Here is a 14,160-nt window from a genome sequence, read left to right as displayed (position 1 = left end):
CCCCCCCCCGCCCCCCCCCCCCCCCCCCCCCCCGGGGCCCCCCCCCCCCCCCCGCTTTCCGGGAAGTTCGGACGGGCAAAAATCATTCCCACTCGATGGTGCCGGGCGGCTTGCTCGTCACGTCGTAGACCACCCGGTTGATGCCGCGCACTTCGTTGATGATGCGGGTCGCGGCGCGGCCGAGGAAGTTCATGTCGTAGTGGTAGAAATCCGCCGTCATGCCGTCGACCGAGGTCACGGCGCGCAGGGCGCAGACGAATTCGTAAGTGCGGCCGTCGCCCATCACGCCGACGGTTTGCACCGGCAAGAGCACGGCGAAAGCCTGCCAGATCTTGTCGTAAAGACCGGCCTTGCGGATTTCGTCGAGATAGATGGCGTCGGCTTCGCGCAGGATTTCGAGCTTCTCGCGGCTGATGCCGCCCGGGCAGCGGATGGCGAGACCCGGACCGGGGAAGGGGTGACGGCCGATGAAGCTGTCGGGCAGGCCGAGTTCGCGGCCGAGCACACGCACTTCGTCCTTGAACAGTTCGCGCAAGGGCTCGACCAGCTTCATGTTCATGCGATCGGGAAGGCCGCCGACATTGTGGTGGCTCTTGATCGTCACCGACGGGCCGCCGGTGAAGGAAACGCTTTCGATCACGTCCGGATAGAGCGTGCCCTGGGCGAGGAAATCGGCGCCGCCGAGCTTCTTGGCCTCTTCCTCGAACACTTCGATGAACAGCCGGCCGATCGTTTTGCGCTTGGTTTCCGGATCGCTTTCGCCTTCCAGCGCCGAGATGAAGCGATCGGAGGCGTCGACATGGATCAGATGCAGGTTGTAATGCTCGCGGAACATGGCGACGACGTCGCGCGCCTCGTTCTTGCGCATCAGGCCGTGATCGACGAGCACGCAGGTCAGCTGGTCGCCGATCGCTTCATGGATCAGAAGCGCGGCCACTGAGGAATCGACGCCGCCCGAGAGCGCGCAAAGCACGCGGCCGTCGCCCACCTGTTCGCGGATCGTCTCGACCGCGCGCTGGCGATAGGCCGACATCGACCAGTCGCCGGCGACGCCCGCGATCTTGTGCACGAAGTTGGACAGCAGCTTGGCGCCGTCGGGCGTATGCACCACTTCCGGATGGAACATGGTGGTGTAATATTTCTTCGCCTCGTTGACGCAGATCGCAAACGGCGCGTTTTCCGACGTGCCGATGATCTCGAAACCTTCGGGCGCCACCGTCACGCGGTCGCCATGGCTCATCCAGACCGGATATTTCTGTCCGACCTCCCAGAAGCCTTCGAACAGCGGGCTGGATTTGAGGATCTCGACATCGGCGCGGCCGAATTCGCGGGCATGGCCGCCTTCCACTCTGCCGCCGAGCTGAGTGCAGAGCGTCTGCTGGCCGTAGCAGATGGCCAGGATCGGCAATCCGCTGTCGATCACCGCCTGCGGCGCGCGCGGGCTGCCCTCGTCGAGCACCGACGCCGGGCCGCCCGAGAAGATGATCGCCTTGGGACGAAGCCGGTGAAAGCCTTCTTCGGCGGATTGGAAGGGGACGATCTCGCAATAGACGCCCGCCTCGCGGACGCGCCGGCCGATGAGCTGCGTCACCTGGCTGCCGAAATCGATGATGAGAATGGTGTCTGAAGGAGCTTGCTGGGTCATGGCGAGCCTTTAAAGAATCTCTCGGGATCGCGCAAGCGGTCGCGCGCCCGCGGCATTCAAAAAACCAGACGCTTCTCGGCGATCGCCGCCTCCAGCGCCTCGACGGCGCGCGCGAGCTTCTCGTCGATCACATGCAGATATTCGGTCCAGTCGCTGACATGGCGAACCTCCTCCTTGCCGTCGGAGACGCCGCGCAGGCCGATCAGGGGTATCTCGAAGCTCATACAGGCGCGGAGAACGGCGAAGGTCTCCATTTCCACCATGTCGGCGTCGATTGTCTGGTAGGCCGCGCCGGAGACGACGTTGGCGCCGGTCGACAGCCGCGCCTCCGGCAGGCCGGGAATGCGCAGGGGCAGGGGGATCGTCGCGGGCAGGTCGAGGAAGGGCGTGCGTCCCTTTTCGAACCCGAAAGCGGAGGCGTCCATGTCGCGATAGGAGACGGAAGCGACCTGATAGACCTCGGTCTGCTCGAGCACTGCCGAACCGGCCGAGCCGAGCGAGACGACGAGATCGGGCTTGCGCCCGTCGAGCGTCAGTTCGGTCAGCACGCGGGTCAGCTGAACGGCGGCTTCGACCGGGCCGACGCCGGTCATCACCGGCGTGAACAGCGCCTGCAGCGCCGGACCATATTCCGCCTCGGCGGCCATGACATAGAGGATCGATCTGCCGCCCGCCTGTTTCAGCCTGTCGCTCATCCGCGGATGTCCTCCCGTCCGCGCAAGGCCATCTTGGTGCCGGTCATCGAGGCGATCAGCTTGGCCGGCCCGTCGCCCAGCGCATAGGCGCGGCCATCCGCCACGATGATGTTGGAGCCGGGTTTCGTAATCTCGCCGCGAAACAGGAAGCGCGGCGCCTTGCCGGGCGACATCAGATTGACCTTGAATTCGATCGTCAGGATCGAGGTCTCAGGCTCGATCATCGTATAGGCCGCATAGGTGCAGGCCGAATCGAGCGCCGCCGAGATCACGCCGGCATGCAGAAAACCGTGCTGCTGGGTGAGTTCGGGCCGGTAGGACAGTTCGATCTCCACCGAACCGTGCTCGATTCGGGTCAACTCCGCCCCGATCAGCGCCATCGCGCCCTGCGAGGCGAAGGACGCCTCGATCCGCTGCCTGAAATCCGTCTGGTCTGTCATGATCCGCCCTTTCGCAGTTGCGAAACTGCCATCACTTCCCGCCGCGCACAAGCGGGTGCACGGATGGCGGATGGCTTTTCCCGGGCCAAGATCGGCTTTGCGAGGACGATGGTCGCGTATATGCAGAAGGGATTCGACGAGGAGACGTTCCCGCATGCTCGCGACAGCGCAAAATGTCCTGCCGGTCTTCATCCTGATCTTCACGGGGTGGCTGATGGTCGCCACCGGCTATCTCCGGGCGGAAGCCGGCGATGCGCTGTCGAATTTCGTCTTCAAGCTCGCGGTCCCCGTGCTTCTGTTCCGCACCATCGCCGAGGCCGATTTTCATGGCGCCTTTCCGCTGCGGCTGTGGATCGCCTATTTCTCGGCGGTCGCCGTCGTCTGGGCCATCGCTTACGGGCTGGCGATCACGGTGTTCGGCGTCAATCATCGCATGGCGACGGTCGCCGGCGTCTCCTCGGCCTTCGCCAACACCGTCTTCGTCGGCCTGCCGCTCATCGACCGCATCGTCGGTCCCGAGGGACTCGTGGCGCTGTCCATCCTGATCGCCATCCATCTGCCGGTGATGATGATCGCGTCTTCGCTGCTGATCGAACAGGCCGAGCAGCGCGACACCGGCAAGCCCAAGGGCAGCTGGGTGGAGTTTTGCGCCTCGCTGTGGCGCAATCTGTCGCGCAATCCGCTGGTGTTCGGCATCATCGGCGGCGGTCTCTGGCATCTGCTCGGCGTCAGGCTGGAAGGCGTGCCCGCCACCGTCATCCAGCAGATCTCGCAGATCGCCGGGCCGGCGGCGCTGTTGTCGCTCGGCATGGCCATGCGCCGCTACGGCTTCGCCGGCCAGTTGCCGTTGTCGCTCACCGCCACCCTGTTGAAGCTCGTGGCCCTGCCGGCGCTGGTCCTGGCGTTCGCGACAGTTCTGGGGTTGAGCGACGAATGGCGCCGCGCGCTGGTGCTGGTCGCCGCCGTTCCCACCGGCGTCAACGCCTGGCTGATCGCCTCGCAATTCCGCACCGGCGAGCCGATGGCGGCGTCGACCATCACGCTGACCACCGGTTTCGGTGTGGTCAGCGTCACGTTCTGGGCTTTTCTGCTGGGCTGAAGCCTGCGCGCCGCGTCAGGCGGCGTTGGACGTCTGTTCCTGGTTCAGGCAGGCGTGCAGCGCCTGCGCTGTATCCGACGAGCGCAGACGCGCCACCAGATCCTGGTCGCGCAGCACCCGGGCGATGCGCGACAGCGCCTTGAGGTGATCCGCGCCCGCGCCTTCGGGAGCGAGCAGCATGAAGACGATGTCGACGGGCTGGTCGTCCAGCGCCTCGAAATCGACCGGCGTCTCCAGCCGGGCGAAGACGCCGGTGATCTTGTCGAGCGATTTCAGCTTGCCGTGCGGAATGGCGATGCCGCCGCCGACGCCCGTCGAGCCCAGCTTTTCCCGCTGCAGCACCACGTCGAAGATTTCCCGCTCGGAAATGCCGGTGAGAGTGGAGGCGCATGTCGCAAGCTCCATGAGGAGTTGCTTCTTGGACTGTACGCGCAATCCCGGGAGAATTGCTTCCGGGTGCAGGATATCCGCCAAAGCCATAAACACTGTCCTCTTCCGGCTTGGTATCGGCGGGCCGGCCTCAGCCGACCCGCATGGTCTCAATCGAGGGGATCAACCCTTGATGCTGGCAGAATCAATCCAGCCAATATTGCCATCGTTGCGGCGATATACAATGTTCAACTCTTCCGATCCCGGCTTGCGGAACATCACAACCGGTTCATCGGTCATGTCCAGCGCCATCACGGCGCTCGCCACCGACATGGTCGACAGCTTCTTGGTCGTTTCCGCCACGATTACGGGGGCGAAATCTTCCGCCACTTCCTGTTCGTCGTCTTCTTCGAACGGCGCGTCGATCACCGAATAGGCGACTTCCATGTGAAGGCGCGCATCGCCGCCGATGTGATGGTCGCGCAGCCGGCGCTTGTAACGGCGCAGACGCTTCTCGATCTTTTCCAGCGCCGAATCAAAGGCGATCTGCGGGTCGTTGGCGTCGCCGGCGGCATGGAGGTCCGCGCCCGAATCGAGATGAAGGCGGCAATCGGCGTTGAAACGGGAGCCGGTCTTGGTGACGGTCACCTGGCTCGAAAAGCCGCCGTCGAAATACTTGGTCACGCCGTCGTTGATCGCGCCCGTGATACGGGTGCGAAACGCTTCGCCAATATCCATCTGCTTACCGGTCACACGCACACTCATGGTGTTTTCCCTTCCTGCACTTTCGTTACCGAAGTCCGCATGGTCACGACCTTTCCGGGAGGGACCTCTATTCCCGTCAGGCCTTCGCCGCAGCGAGAACGACGTGGTGGGCGCCATCATGCGAGGGCGCGCGCCTGTTCTGCTTCGGCAAACCATTCGGGTCAGTCTATTCCAAGCCGGTCCGCCATCCAAGCTTTTCTCGCGGCGTGATTAAGGAGTTTCGAACGCGCGGTGTGGCTCCGATTGGGCGCGGGCTCTAACGCTCGCTTCCGGCGAAGTCAAGCGACGGTGCGTCGGCAAGCTGTGTATAGCCGATAAATCATACAAATAGAGATTGTCGAGCACTGCAAGGAAATCAGCTTTCTTCAGGCCGAAACCGATCTGGCGATCGCCCGCTTTTCTCGCCTGCGTTGCACCGAGGAGGGGATGTTCATGGCCTCGCGATATTTCGCCACGGTGCGGCGCGCAATCTCGATGCCGGCGCCGGCCAAGGCTTCGACGATGTCGTCGTCCGACAGGATTTTGTCGGCCGTCTCCGCCTGGATCATCGCCTTGATGCGGTGGCGCACCGACTCCGCGGAATGCGCGTCTCCGCCTTCGTTGGAGCCGAGCGAGACGGTGAAGAAATATTTGAGTTCGAACAGGCCGCGCGGCGTCAGCATATACTTGTTCGACGTCACCCGGCTGACCGTCGACTCATGCATCTTGATCGCATCGGCCACGGTCTTCAGGTTCAGGGGGCGCAAATGCGCGATGCCCTGGGCGAAGAAGGCGTCCTGCTGGCGCACGATTTCGGTCGCCACTTTCATGATCGTCTTGGCGCGCTGGTCGAGGCTGCGCGTCAGCCAGTTGGCGTTCTGCAGGCATTCGGCGAGGAAGGCGTGGTCGGCCGATTGCTTGGCCACGGACCCCGCCACTTTCTCGTAATAGGTCTGGTTGACCAGCACCCGCGGCAGCGTGTCGGGGTTGATCTCCACCGTCCAGCCGCCGTCGGGAGCCGCCTTGACGATCACGTCGGGGATGATCGATTCCGAAGGCGCGCTCTCGAAACTGCTGCCGGGCTTGGGATCGAGCGCGCGGATTTCGCCGAGCATGTCGAGCAAGTCTTCCTCGTCGACGCCGCAGATCTTCTTGAGCGAGGAAAAATCGCGACGGGCCAAAAGCTCGAGATTGGCGAGCAATGCGCTCATCGCCGGATCGAGCCGGTTCTTGAGCCTGAGCTGGATCGCCAGGCATTCCGACAGCGACCGCGCATAGACGCCGGGCGGATCGAGCTCCTGAAGCTTGGCCAGCACCGTGGCGATGTCCTCCTGGGCGGCGTTCAGCCGCACGGCCAGTTCCCCGACTTCGGCGCCGAGATAACCGTTTTCGTCGAGCATGTCGGTCAGGTGCCGGGCGATCAGCCGTTCCGTCTCCGACGTCACGGTGAAGGGAATCTGCCGGCCCAGATGATCTTTCAGCGTCACCTGGCCAGCGACGAAATCGTCGAGATCGTAACCTTCGCTGCTTTCGCCGGCGCCGCCGGGCATGGATTTCCACTGCTGCAGCAATTCCGGCGCGTCCGCCTTGCGGGGGCCGGCATCGTCCTGGAAGACGTTTTCCACGCCGGTGTCCAGCGCTTCCGACAGCCGTTCGACCCGGCTCGGCTGCAGGGGCGCCTCGTCGCTGCGGTCCGGCGATTTGCCGCCATCGGCGCCGTCGAAGCCCTGAGGCTCGAAGTCGCTTTGCCCGCCATTCGCCGGACCGGCGACTTCCAGCAGCGGATTCTTCTCGACTTCCTGGGCGATGAAATTGTTCAGCTCAAGAAAGTTCATTTGCAGAAGCTGGATGGACTGCATCAGCTGGGGTGTCATCACCAGCGATTGTGTCTGTCGCAACAACAGGCTTGCAGACAAGGCCATGGCTTACGCTATACTCCCTGTTCGTCCCCGCGGGCGGCGGGACAATGGCAGTTTGATGCGAACGATGACGAACTGGCCCAAAAATTGCTTAGAAATTCTTCCGGGTCAAGAGAGCGATGGCTCCTGCCGCAAAATTATGCGCATGCGGCGCCCGGAGCGGCGGAATTCTACTCCGCCGCCCGGTTTTCCGGCCGGTCACAGGCTGAAATTGTCGCCGAGATAGAGGCGGCGCACATCCGGATTGCTGACGATCTCCGAGGCGCGGCCATGGGTCAGCACCTCGCCGGCATGGATGATGTAGGCGCGGTCGATCAGCCCCAGCGTCTCGCGGACATTGTGATCGGTGATCAGCACGCCGATGCCGCGCGCCGTCAGGTGACGGACGAGATTCTGGATGTCGGCCACCGAAATCGGATCGACGCCCGCGAAAGGTTCGTCCAGCAGCATGAAGGACGGATCGGTCGCCAGCGCGCGCGCGATTTCCAGACGCCGACGCTCGCCGCCCGACAACGCCACGGCCGGCGATTCCCTCAGATGCGTGATGCCGAATTCGCCGAGCAACGACGTCAGCTTCTCTTCGCGCGCGGCCTTGTCTTTGGTGTGAATTTCGATCACGGCGCGGAGGTTCTGCTCCACCGTCAGACCGCGGAAGATCGACGCCTCCTGCGGCAGATAGCCGACGCCCAGCCGGGCGCGCTGATACATCGGCATCCAGGTCACGTCGTTGCCGTCGATCTCGATGCGGCCTTGGTCGACGGGCACGAGACCGGTGATCATGTAGAAGCAGGTCGTCTTGCCGGCGCCGTTGGGGCCGAGCAGGCCGACGGCTTCGCCGCGGCGCACGACCATGGAGACGCCGTTGACGACGCGGCGGGCGCGATAGGCCTTGGTGATGCCGCGCACGATGAGCGTGCCGCGATAGCGTTCGCGCGCCTCCGGATCGTCAGGCTCCGCCTGCGCGGCTTCGGGCCGCGCCTTGGTGAGAAACGGGATTTTCAAAACGGCAACCGGATCAATTGGACTTGTTGGATTGCGTATCGATCAGGATCTTCACGCGCGCGCCGCAATTGCCCATATTCGCCAGGCCGGTCTTCATCTGCACGGTCAGTTCGCAGCCGGTCAGCACATTGCCCTTGTCCACCAGCACCACCTGTTTGCCCGAAAGCTTCAGCACTTCCGAACGCATGTCGAAATCGCCCTTGTCGCCGCGGGCGCTTTGCGTGCCCGATACGACCTGAACATTGCCGTCGACTTCGATGCGGTCGATGTCGCCGCCGCCGGCGGCCAGCGAATTGCCTTGGCCCTTATAGTGGACGGTCATGTGGTCGGAGGTCAGCGTCATCTCGCCCTGGACCACCTTGACGTTTCCGTTGAACAGCGCGCGCTTCTCCTGCTCACGCAGTTCGAGATTGTCGCTCTCGATCTGGATCGGCTTGTTGTTGGAAAGCGCGAAGCCCTTCTTCTCGGCCGTCTGCGCGTGAGCGCCCGACGAAATCGCGGCCAGAACGGCCAGGAAGGACAGACTTGCAAGAATGCGGGCCAATCTCATCGGATCATTGTCCTTGATTTTGCTTGGAACGGAACGCAGCGGGATTGAGGGTCAGCCGGACATTGCCGGAAAACCCGATCACCCTGCCTTTATCAGAGATATTCATGCTGTTCGCAACCAGGGTCGATTCCTTCGCGGTCACCGTCACCGGCTCCTTGGATGCGAGAATGCCGGCATGCACGTCGAGATGCGCGGATTTGAAATTAGCCTTGATCCCTGAAGAAAGCGTCACCACGAAGGGGGCCGTCATGTCCAGCCGATCGCTGTCTCGGTCGAAATTCGCCGCCGTCGCCGTTACCCGCGCGATCAGGTCGCTGCGGATCGGCACCGCCGCTTCGATGGTCTCGAGCGCGATATCGGACGGATTGGCGATCGATTGCAGCGCGCGCGCGGCATTCATGAAATAGCTGATGCCTTCGTCGTTGCGGCCCGAGATCGCCGGCTTTTCCATCACCACGCGGCCGTTCTCGATGCGCGCTCCGCCGATGGACAGATTGTCCGGAAAGATCGCCCGCACCCAGGAGACCGCGACGAAGGCGAGCGAAATCGTCACCGCCAGCACCGGCAGCAGGATTTTCAGCCGCTTGACGCGGGCGGAATGCGACAGCGCCCGCCGATAAGCGAGGTGCGGATCCGCAAAAGGCGCGTCGAATGTGGAACGAATCTTCATGGATGTCCTGAATGGGTCGACCGAGCCATATCACATAGGCGCCCGACCTTAAAAACACAATCAAGTCGCCGGCCACGAAAAACTTTGATCGATGTGGCGCCGTTCGACCGGTTTCAGGTTCGCTTGCCGCCTAGGCGGATTTATGTCAGGACCACATCGATAATGGAGGACGACTGATGGACGCGTCGCAGATCCTGGAAAGGCGCAGCCTGCGCCGCAAGCTCGGCCGCTGGCGCATATTCGCCTTCCTGTTCTTCGCGGTCGCGCTCGCCATCGGCTGGAGCGCCTGGATGCAGGAGGATGGTTCGGCCCCGACGAGCCGCGACCATATCGCCCGCGTGTCGATCGGCGGCGTCATCATGGATGATCAGGAACTCGTGGAACGGCTCGACGGCATCGCCGGCAACGACGCGGTCAAAGGGTTGATCGTCTCGCTGAACTCGCCGGGCGGCACCACTTACGGCGGCGAAGTGATCTACAAGGCCATTCGCCGGGTCGCCGCCAAGAAGCCCGTCGTCACCGACATCCGCACGCTCGCCGCCTCCGCCGCTTACATGGTCGCCGTCGGCGGCGACCATATCGTCGCCGGCGAGACCTCGCTGACCGGCTCCATCGGCGTGATTTTCCAGTATGGCCAGTTCAAGCCGCTGCTCGACAAGCTCGGGGTCTCCTGGGAAGAGATCAAGTCCGCGCCGCTCAAGGCCGAGCCTTCCCCCTTTCACACGCCTCCGCCCGAATCGCTCCAGGCCATTCGCGGCACGGTGATGGACTCTTTCGACTGGTTCGTTACACTGGTGTCGGAGCGGAGAAAACTGAGCCGCCAAGAGGCGTTGAAGCTCGCCGACGGACGCATTTTCACCGGCCGCCAGGCGAAAGAGGTCAAGCTCGTCGACGCGCTCGGCGGCGAGGCGGAAATCCGCGATTATTTCGAGGCGAAGAAAGTCGCCGCCGACCTGCCGATCGTTGAATGGACGGCGAAGAAAGAAACGTCGCTGTTCGGCGTCGGCGCTCTTGCGCGGCAAATGCTGGGAATGGTCGGGCTCGATTGGGCGCTCGACCTCAAATCCTTCGGGAAGCTGAGCAATGACAAGATGTTGCTTGACGGTCTTGTGTCGGTTTGGCAGTTTGACCAGAAATAAAAGGGAAAATTCCGAGTCCGTCAGAGGGGGCGTCCGTGATCAAGTCTGAACTCGTGCAGATTGTCGCTGCGAAGAATCCGCACCTGTACCACCGCGACGTGGAAAATATCGTCAATGCGGTGCTCGACGAGATCACCGATGCGCTCGCCAACGGCAATCGGGTCGAGTTGCGCGGCTTCGGAGCGTTCTCGGTCAAGAACCGTCCGTCGCGCTCCGGCCGGAACCCGCGGACGGGCGACGCCGTTTTCGTCGAGGAAAAATGGGTGCCTTTCTTCAAGACCGGAAAGGAGCTGCGCGAGCGGCTCAATCCGGATCTCGTCGATCAGGAAGACGATGAGGATTGACGCCGTCGGACATCCGCCAGCCCGCGTCGTCGTTGCGGGTTGATCTCGTGTGACCGCGAGATCTATGGTGCGGCGCGCCTCAGGCGCGGCAATGCGTGAAGGAGACTGGCCGGATGATCATGCGCATCCTGAAACTCGTGATATTGATCCCCGTCGCTCTGGTGCTGATTCTCTTGTCGGTCGCCAACCGGCACGCCGCGACGCTGGCGCTGAACCCGTTCGAACCTGCCGATCAGGCGCTGTCCCTGACGCTGCCCTTCTTCATCTTCCTGCTGATCGCCGTGATGATCGGCGTCGTCATCGGCTCCTTCGCCACCTGGTACGCCCAGGGGCGTCACCGCAAGCGCGCCCGTGACGAGGCGTTCGAAGCCCGCAAATGGCGCGAGGAGGCGGATCGTCAGCGGGGCCGGGTCGAAGACATGACCACGCAGAAGCTGATTTCCGCCTCCCGTTGAGGATCAGACCTCGTCCTCGTCGTCATCGTCGGTGATCGCCTGGTTGGTCACCGCCTTTTTCAGCTTGCGGAAGAATTTCTCCGCCAGCTTCTTGGATGAGGAATCGATCAGCCGCGAGCCCAGCATCGCCAGTTTGCCGCCGATCTTGGCGTTGACCGAATAGGTGAGAAGCGTCGCGTCGCCGTCTTCGGTCAGTTTCACATCCGCGCCGCCCTTGGCGAAACCGGCAATGCCGCCCGAGCCTTCGCCCGTGATCGTGTAGCTTTCCAACGGGACGATGTTGCTCAGCGTCACCGTGCCCTTGAAGGTCGCCGCAACCGGGCCGATCTTCAGCTTGCTCACGGCGGCCATCTGGTTTTCGCCGGTGCGCTCGAGGCTTTGGCAGCCCGGAATGCACTGGCAGAGAATGGCGGGATCGTTCAGTGCGGCCCAGACTTTCTCGCGGGGGGCGGGAATGCGTTGTTCTCCGGTCAGGTCCATGCGGCTCTCCTCCAAGCGGGTTTTTGTTGAACTTAATGCAATCCTCAAACATCTTTGCCAAGAGGCGCAACGGTGCTATTGCACCCGCTTGTCGCAGAATTGAGAAAAGGCTGAGCGTGAAGAGCAAGAATCCGCCCCGCGGTCCCCGAGCATCCGTCGATCGCGCTCCATCCCGGCCCGCCAAGCCGGCCGGACGCCCCGAGCAGGCTCGACCCGCGCGTCACGAGACGGTCCGCGAGGCGCCACGGGAGAAGCGCGAGGCCAAGCCCGTGTCCCAGCCGCAACCGCAGCTCGCTCTTCGCAGCGGCGCGAGACCCGACGAACGCGCGCCGCTGATTCTGGAAACCGCCGGCGACGACGGCTACCGCCTTCTCGACAGCGGTGCGGGCGTTAAGCTCGAACGTTACGGCGACATCACCGTCGTCAGGCCCGAGGCGCAGGCGCTCTGGCCCAAATCGCTCGGTGAAGCGCATTGGGACAAGGCCGACGCCGTCTTCACCGGCGACACGGACGAAGAAGGCATGGGCCGCTGGCGCTTTCCGCGCCGCGCCATCGGCGAGACCTGGCCGATGCAATTGCTCGGCGTCGATTTCTTCGGCCGCTTCACCTCCTTCCGCCACACCGGCGTCTTCCCCGAGCAGATCGTCCACTGGAGCTGGATGCGCGACGAGGTCATCAGGCGCGGCGGCAAGGCGAAGGTGCTCAACCTGTTCGGCTATACCGGCGTCGCATCGCTGATCGCCGCCTCCGCCGGCGCCGAAGTCACCCATGTCGACGCCTCCAAGAAGGCCATCGGCTGGGGCAAGGAAAACCAGCAGCTGGCGCGAATGACCGACAGGCCGATCCGCTGGATCCTCGACGACGCGATGAAATTCATCGAGCGCGAACGCCGGCGCGGCAACACCTATGACATCATCCTCACCGATCCGCCGAAATTTGGCCGCGGTCCCGACGGCGAGGTCTGGCAACTGTTCGACCATCTGCCTGTGATGCTCGACATCTGCCGCGATCTCCTGTCGCCCAGGCCGATCGGCCTGGTGCTGACGGCCTATTCCATCCGTGCGAGCTTTTATTCCATGCATGAACTGATGATGGAGACCATGCGCGGCATGGGCGGGCTGGTGGAGTCGGGCGAACTCATCATCCGCGAGATGCCGTCCGAACCGGGCCAGGCCGCCCGCGCCCTTTCCACCTCGCTCTTCAGCCGTTGGACCAGACCATGACCGAACGCCATGACAACGGCCCGCGCCGTCCGGGGCAGGTGAAGGAAATCACCTCGCTCGCCAATCCCATCATCAAGGACATCAAGGCGCTCAGCCAGAAGAAGAATCGCGAAGCCGGCGGCCTGTTCATGGCCGAGGGCCTGAAACTGGTTCTCGATGCGCTGGAGACGGGCTGGACGATCGACACGCTGATCTTCGCCAAGTCCGCCAAGGACAAGCCGCTGGTCGAAAAAGCCGCATCGCGCGCGGTCGCCGCCGGCGGCCTCGTGCTCGAAGTCAGCGAGAAGGTGCTGTCCTCCGTCACCCGCCGCGACAATCCGCAGATGGTGGTCGGCATTTTCCATGCCCGCTGGACCTCGCTTTCGGCGATCAAGCCGAAGCCCGGCGAGACCTGGGTGGCGCTCGACCGCGTCCGCGATCCCGGCAATCTCGGCACGATCATCCGCACCGCCGACGCCGCCGGCGCCTCGGGCGTGATCCTGGTCGGCGAGAGCACCGACCCTTACGGGCTGGAAACCGTGCGCGCCACCATGGGCTCGATCTTCACCATGCCCGTGGCCCGCGCCAGCCAGGCCGATTTTCTCAAATGGCGGAAAACCTCGGGCGCCGCCATGGTCGCCACCCACCTCAAGGGCGCGATCGATTACCGCCGCGCCGATTACAAGAGCCGCCCGGTCGTGCTCCTGATGGGCAACGAGCAATCCGGCATTCCCGACGAGCTCGCCGAAGCGGCCGATGTGAGGGTCAAGATCCCCCAGCAGGGCAAGGCGGATTCGCTCAATCTCGCTTGCGCCACCGCCGTCATGCTGTTCGAGGCGCGTCGTCACCTGCTGGAACTGGACGCCTGAGATGGACGAGAAAGCCAGCCTGTTCGCCCGGCCGCGCGCCTTCCTGCCGTTCATCCTCGTCGCCGTCGCGCTCGATCAACTGATCAAGGCGCTGGTGGAGCTCTATCTGCCTCTGCATGAGGCTTTGCCGGTCATCCCGTTTCTGGCGCTCTATCGCACCTGGAACGAGGGCGTGGCCTTCTCCTTCCTGTCCGACATGGACGGCTGGGTGATCGTCGTCATGCGCTTCGTCATCATCGGCGTGGTGCTGTGGTGGTGGCGCGGCGCGGACCGGCGCGCCTTCCTGCTCAATCTCGGCTTCGCGATGATCGTCGCCGGCGCCATCGGCAACATCATCGACCGATTCGTCTATGGCCATGTGGTGGATTACGTGCTGTTTCATACCGAGACATGGTCCTTCGCCGTCTTCAACCTGGCGGACGCGCTCATCTCGGTCGGGGCCGCCTGCGTCGGCGTCTGGGAAATCTTTTTTCAGCCGAAAGCGTCCCGGAACGGGAATTAACCCGGCCTTAAGAATGTCCCGCAAGGCTTTTGAAAG

17 protein-coding genes are annotated in these 14,160 nt (G+C 63.4%); 7 read left to right on the top strand and 10 right to left on the bottom strand.

Going from position 1 to position 14,160, the window contains the following annotated elements:
- Nucleotides 1–82 precede the first annotated feature (82 nt).
- The 3 genes from guaA to OCK01_RS16405 are packed head-to-tail and all read right to left on the bottom strand — an operon-like array spanning nucleotide 83 to nucleotide 2,780.
- Entirely contained in the window at nucleotides 83–1,645 is a 1,563-nt protein-coding gene (gene guaA / locus OCK01_RS16415) for a glutamine-hydrolyzing GMP synthase (protein WP_182827701.1), read from the bottom strand.
- Between the two features lie 56 nt (nucleotides 1,646–1,701).
- Nucleotides 1,702–2,340, bottom strand: coding sequence for a 5'-methylthioadenosine/S-adenosylhomocysteine nucleosidase (locus OCK01_RS16410; protein WP_263824846.1), 639 nt, complete (start codon nucleotides 2,338–2,340; stop codon nucleotides 1,702–1,704).
- The gene (locus OCK01_RS16405; protein WP_263824845.1) at nucleotides 2,337–2,780 is read right to left on the bottom strand and encodes a PaaI family thioesterase; all 444 of its coding nucleotides are present in this window, start codon (nucleotides 2,778–2,780) and stop codon (nucleotides 2,337–2,339) included. The genes OCK01_RS16410 and OCK01_RS16405 overlap by 4 nt, the downstream gene beginning before the upstream one ends.
- A 154-nt stretch (nucleotides 2,781–2,934) precedes the next feature.
- Between OCK01_RS16405 and OCK01_RS16400 the strand changes: the two genes are divergently transcribed.
- Entirely contained in the window at nucleotides 2,935–3,879 is a 945-nt protein-coding gene (locus tag OCK01_RS16400) for an AEC family transporter (RefSeq protein WP_263824844.1), read from the top strand.
- A gap of 15 nt (nucleotides 3,880–3,894) precedes the next feature.
- Here OCK01_RS16400 and ptsN read toward each other — a convergent pair whose 3' ends face one another.
- The 6 genes from ptsN to lptC all read right to left on the bottom strand — a co-directional run bounded on the left by ptsN (nucleotide 3,895) and on the right by lptC (nucleotide 9,133).
- Complete coding sequence (gene ptsN, locus OCK01_RS16395; RefSeq protein WP_182827699.1) at nucleotides 3,895–4,359, bottom strand: PTS IIA-like nitrogen regulatory protein PtsN; 465 nt, start codon at nucleotides 4,357–4,359, stop codon at nucleotides 3,895–3,897.
- A gap of 72 nt (nucleotides 4,360–4,431) precedes the next feature.
- Complete coding sequence (hpf, locus tag OCK01_RS16390) at nucleotides 4,432–5,013, bottom strand: ribosome hibernation-promoting factor, HPF/YfiA family (RefSeq protein ID WP_182829341.1); 582 nt, start codon at nucleotides 5,011–5,013, stop codon at nucleotides 4,432–4,434.
- 365 nt (nucleotides 5,014–5,378) lie between these two features.
- Nucleotides 5,379–6,914 carry an RNA polymerase factor sigma-54 gene (rpoN, locus tag OCK01_RS16385; protein WP_263824843.1) on the bottom strand — a complete coding sequence of 512 codons (1,536 nt, stop codon included), beginning with the start codon at nucleotides 6,912–6,914 and terminating at the stop codon, nucleotides 5,379–5,381.
- Between the two features lie 195 nt (nucleotides 6,915–7,109).
- A complete protein-coding gene (gene lptB / locus OCK01_RS16380; protein WP_412179019.1) occupies nucleotides 7,110–7,913 on the bottom strand; it encodes an LPS export ABC transporter ATP-binding protein in 804 nt (267 codons plus the stop codon).
- A gap of 13 nt (nucleotides 7,914–7,926) precedes the next feature.
- Nucleotides 7,927–8,463 carry an LptA/OstA family protein gene (locus OCK01_RS16375; RefSeq protein WP_263824842.1) on the bottom strand — a complete coding sequence of 179 codons (537 nt, stop codon included), beginning with the start codon at nucleotides 8,461–8,463 and terminating at the stop codon, nucleotides 7,927–7,929.
- Between the two features lie 4 nt (nucleotides 8,464–8,467).
- Nucleotides 8,468–9,133 (bottom strand): LPS export ABC transporter periplasmic protein LptC, encoded by a 666-nt coding sequence (gene lptC, locus OCK01_RS16370; protein WP_263824841.1) that lies wholly within the window; start codon nucleotides 9,131–9,133, stop codon nucleotides 8,468–8,470.
- Nucleotides 9,134–9,309: 176 nt separating this feature from the next.
- Here lptC and sppA point away from each other — a divergent pair, with 176 nt between their 5' ends.
- The 3 genes from sppA (at nucleotide 9,310) to OCK01_RS16355 (ending at nucleotide 11,071) form a co-directional block, all read left to right on the top strand.
- On the top strand, nucleotides 9,310–10,272 hold the full coding sequence (gene sppA / locus OCK01_RS16365; RefSeq protein ID WP_263824840.1) for a signal peptide peptidase SppA: 963 nt from the start codon (nucleotides 9,310–9,312) through the stop codon (nucleotides 10,270–10,272).
- A gap of 35 nt (nucleotides 10,273–10,307) precedes the next feature.
- Nucleotides 10,308–10,616 (top strand): integration host factor subunit beta, encoded by a 309-nt coding sequence (locus OCK01_RS16360; RefSeq protein WP_182827694.1) that lies wholly within the window; start codon nucleotides 10,308–10,310, stop codon nucleotides 10,614–10,616.
- Between the two features lie 113 nt (nucleotides 10,617–10,729).
- Nucleotides 10,730–11,071 (top strand): LapA family protein, encoded by a 342-nt coding sequence (locus OCK01_RS16355; protein WP_263824839.1) that lies wholly within the window; start codon nucleotides 10,730–10,732, stop codon nucleotides 11,069–11,071.
- Between the two features lie 3 nt (nucleotides 11,072–11,074).
- Here OCK01_RS16355 and OCK01_RS16350 read toward each other — a convergent pair whose 3' ends face one another.
- Entirely contained in the window at nucleotides 11,075–11,551 is a 477-nt protein-coding gene (locus tag OCK01_RS16350; protein WP_263824838.1) for an SRPBCC family protein, read from the bottom strand.
- Between the two features lie 35 nt (nucleotides 11,552–11,586).
- On the opposite strand from OCK01_RS16350, the gene OCK01_RS16345 reads away from it, so the two are divergent.
- Genes OCK01_RS16345 through lspA form a run of 3 tightly spaced genes read left to right on the top strand, consistent with a single transcriptional unit; the run spans nucleotide 11,587 to nucleotide 14,124 of the window.
- On the top strand, nucleotides 11,587–12,774 hold the full coding sequence (locus OCK01_RS16345; protein WP_263824837.1) for a class I SAM-dependent methyltransferase: 1,188 nt from the start codon (nucleotides 11,587–11,589) through the stop codon (nucleotides 12,772–12,774).
- Nucleotides 12,771–13,622: a TrmH family RNA methyltransferase gene (locus OCK01_RS16340; RefSeq protein ID WP_263824836.1), complete on the top strand. Its 852-nt coding sequence runs from the start codon at nucleotides 12,771–12,773 to the stop codon at nucleotides 13,620–13,622. Before OCK01_RS16345 ends, OCK01_RS16340 begins: the two co-directional genes overlap by 4 nt.
- 1 nt (nucleotide 13,623) lies before the next feature.
- Nucleotides 13,624–14,124: a signal peptidase II gene (lspA, locus tag OCK01_RS16335; protein WP_263824835.1), complete on the top strand. Its 501-nt coding sequence runs from the start codon at nucleotides 13,624–13,626 to the stop codon at nucleotides 14,122–14,124.
- Nucleotides 14,125–14,160: the final 36 nt, after the last annotated feature.

The sequence above is a fragment of the Rhizobium sp. TRM95796 genome (genome assembly GCF_025779995.1).
Taxonomy (GTDB): domain Bacteria; phylum Pseudomonadota; class Alphaproteobacteria; order Rhizobiales; family Rhizobiaceae; genus Rhizobium_E.
Note: the sequence above shows the minus strand (reverse complement) of the source record. Positions and strands in the feature narration are given on the sequence as shown.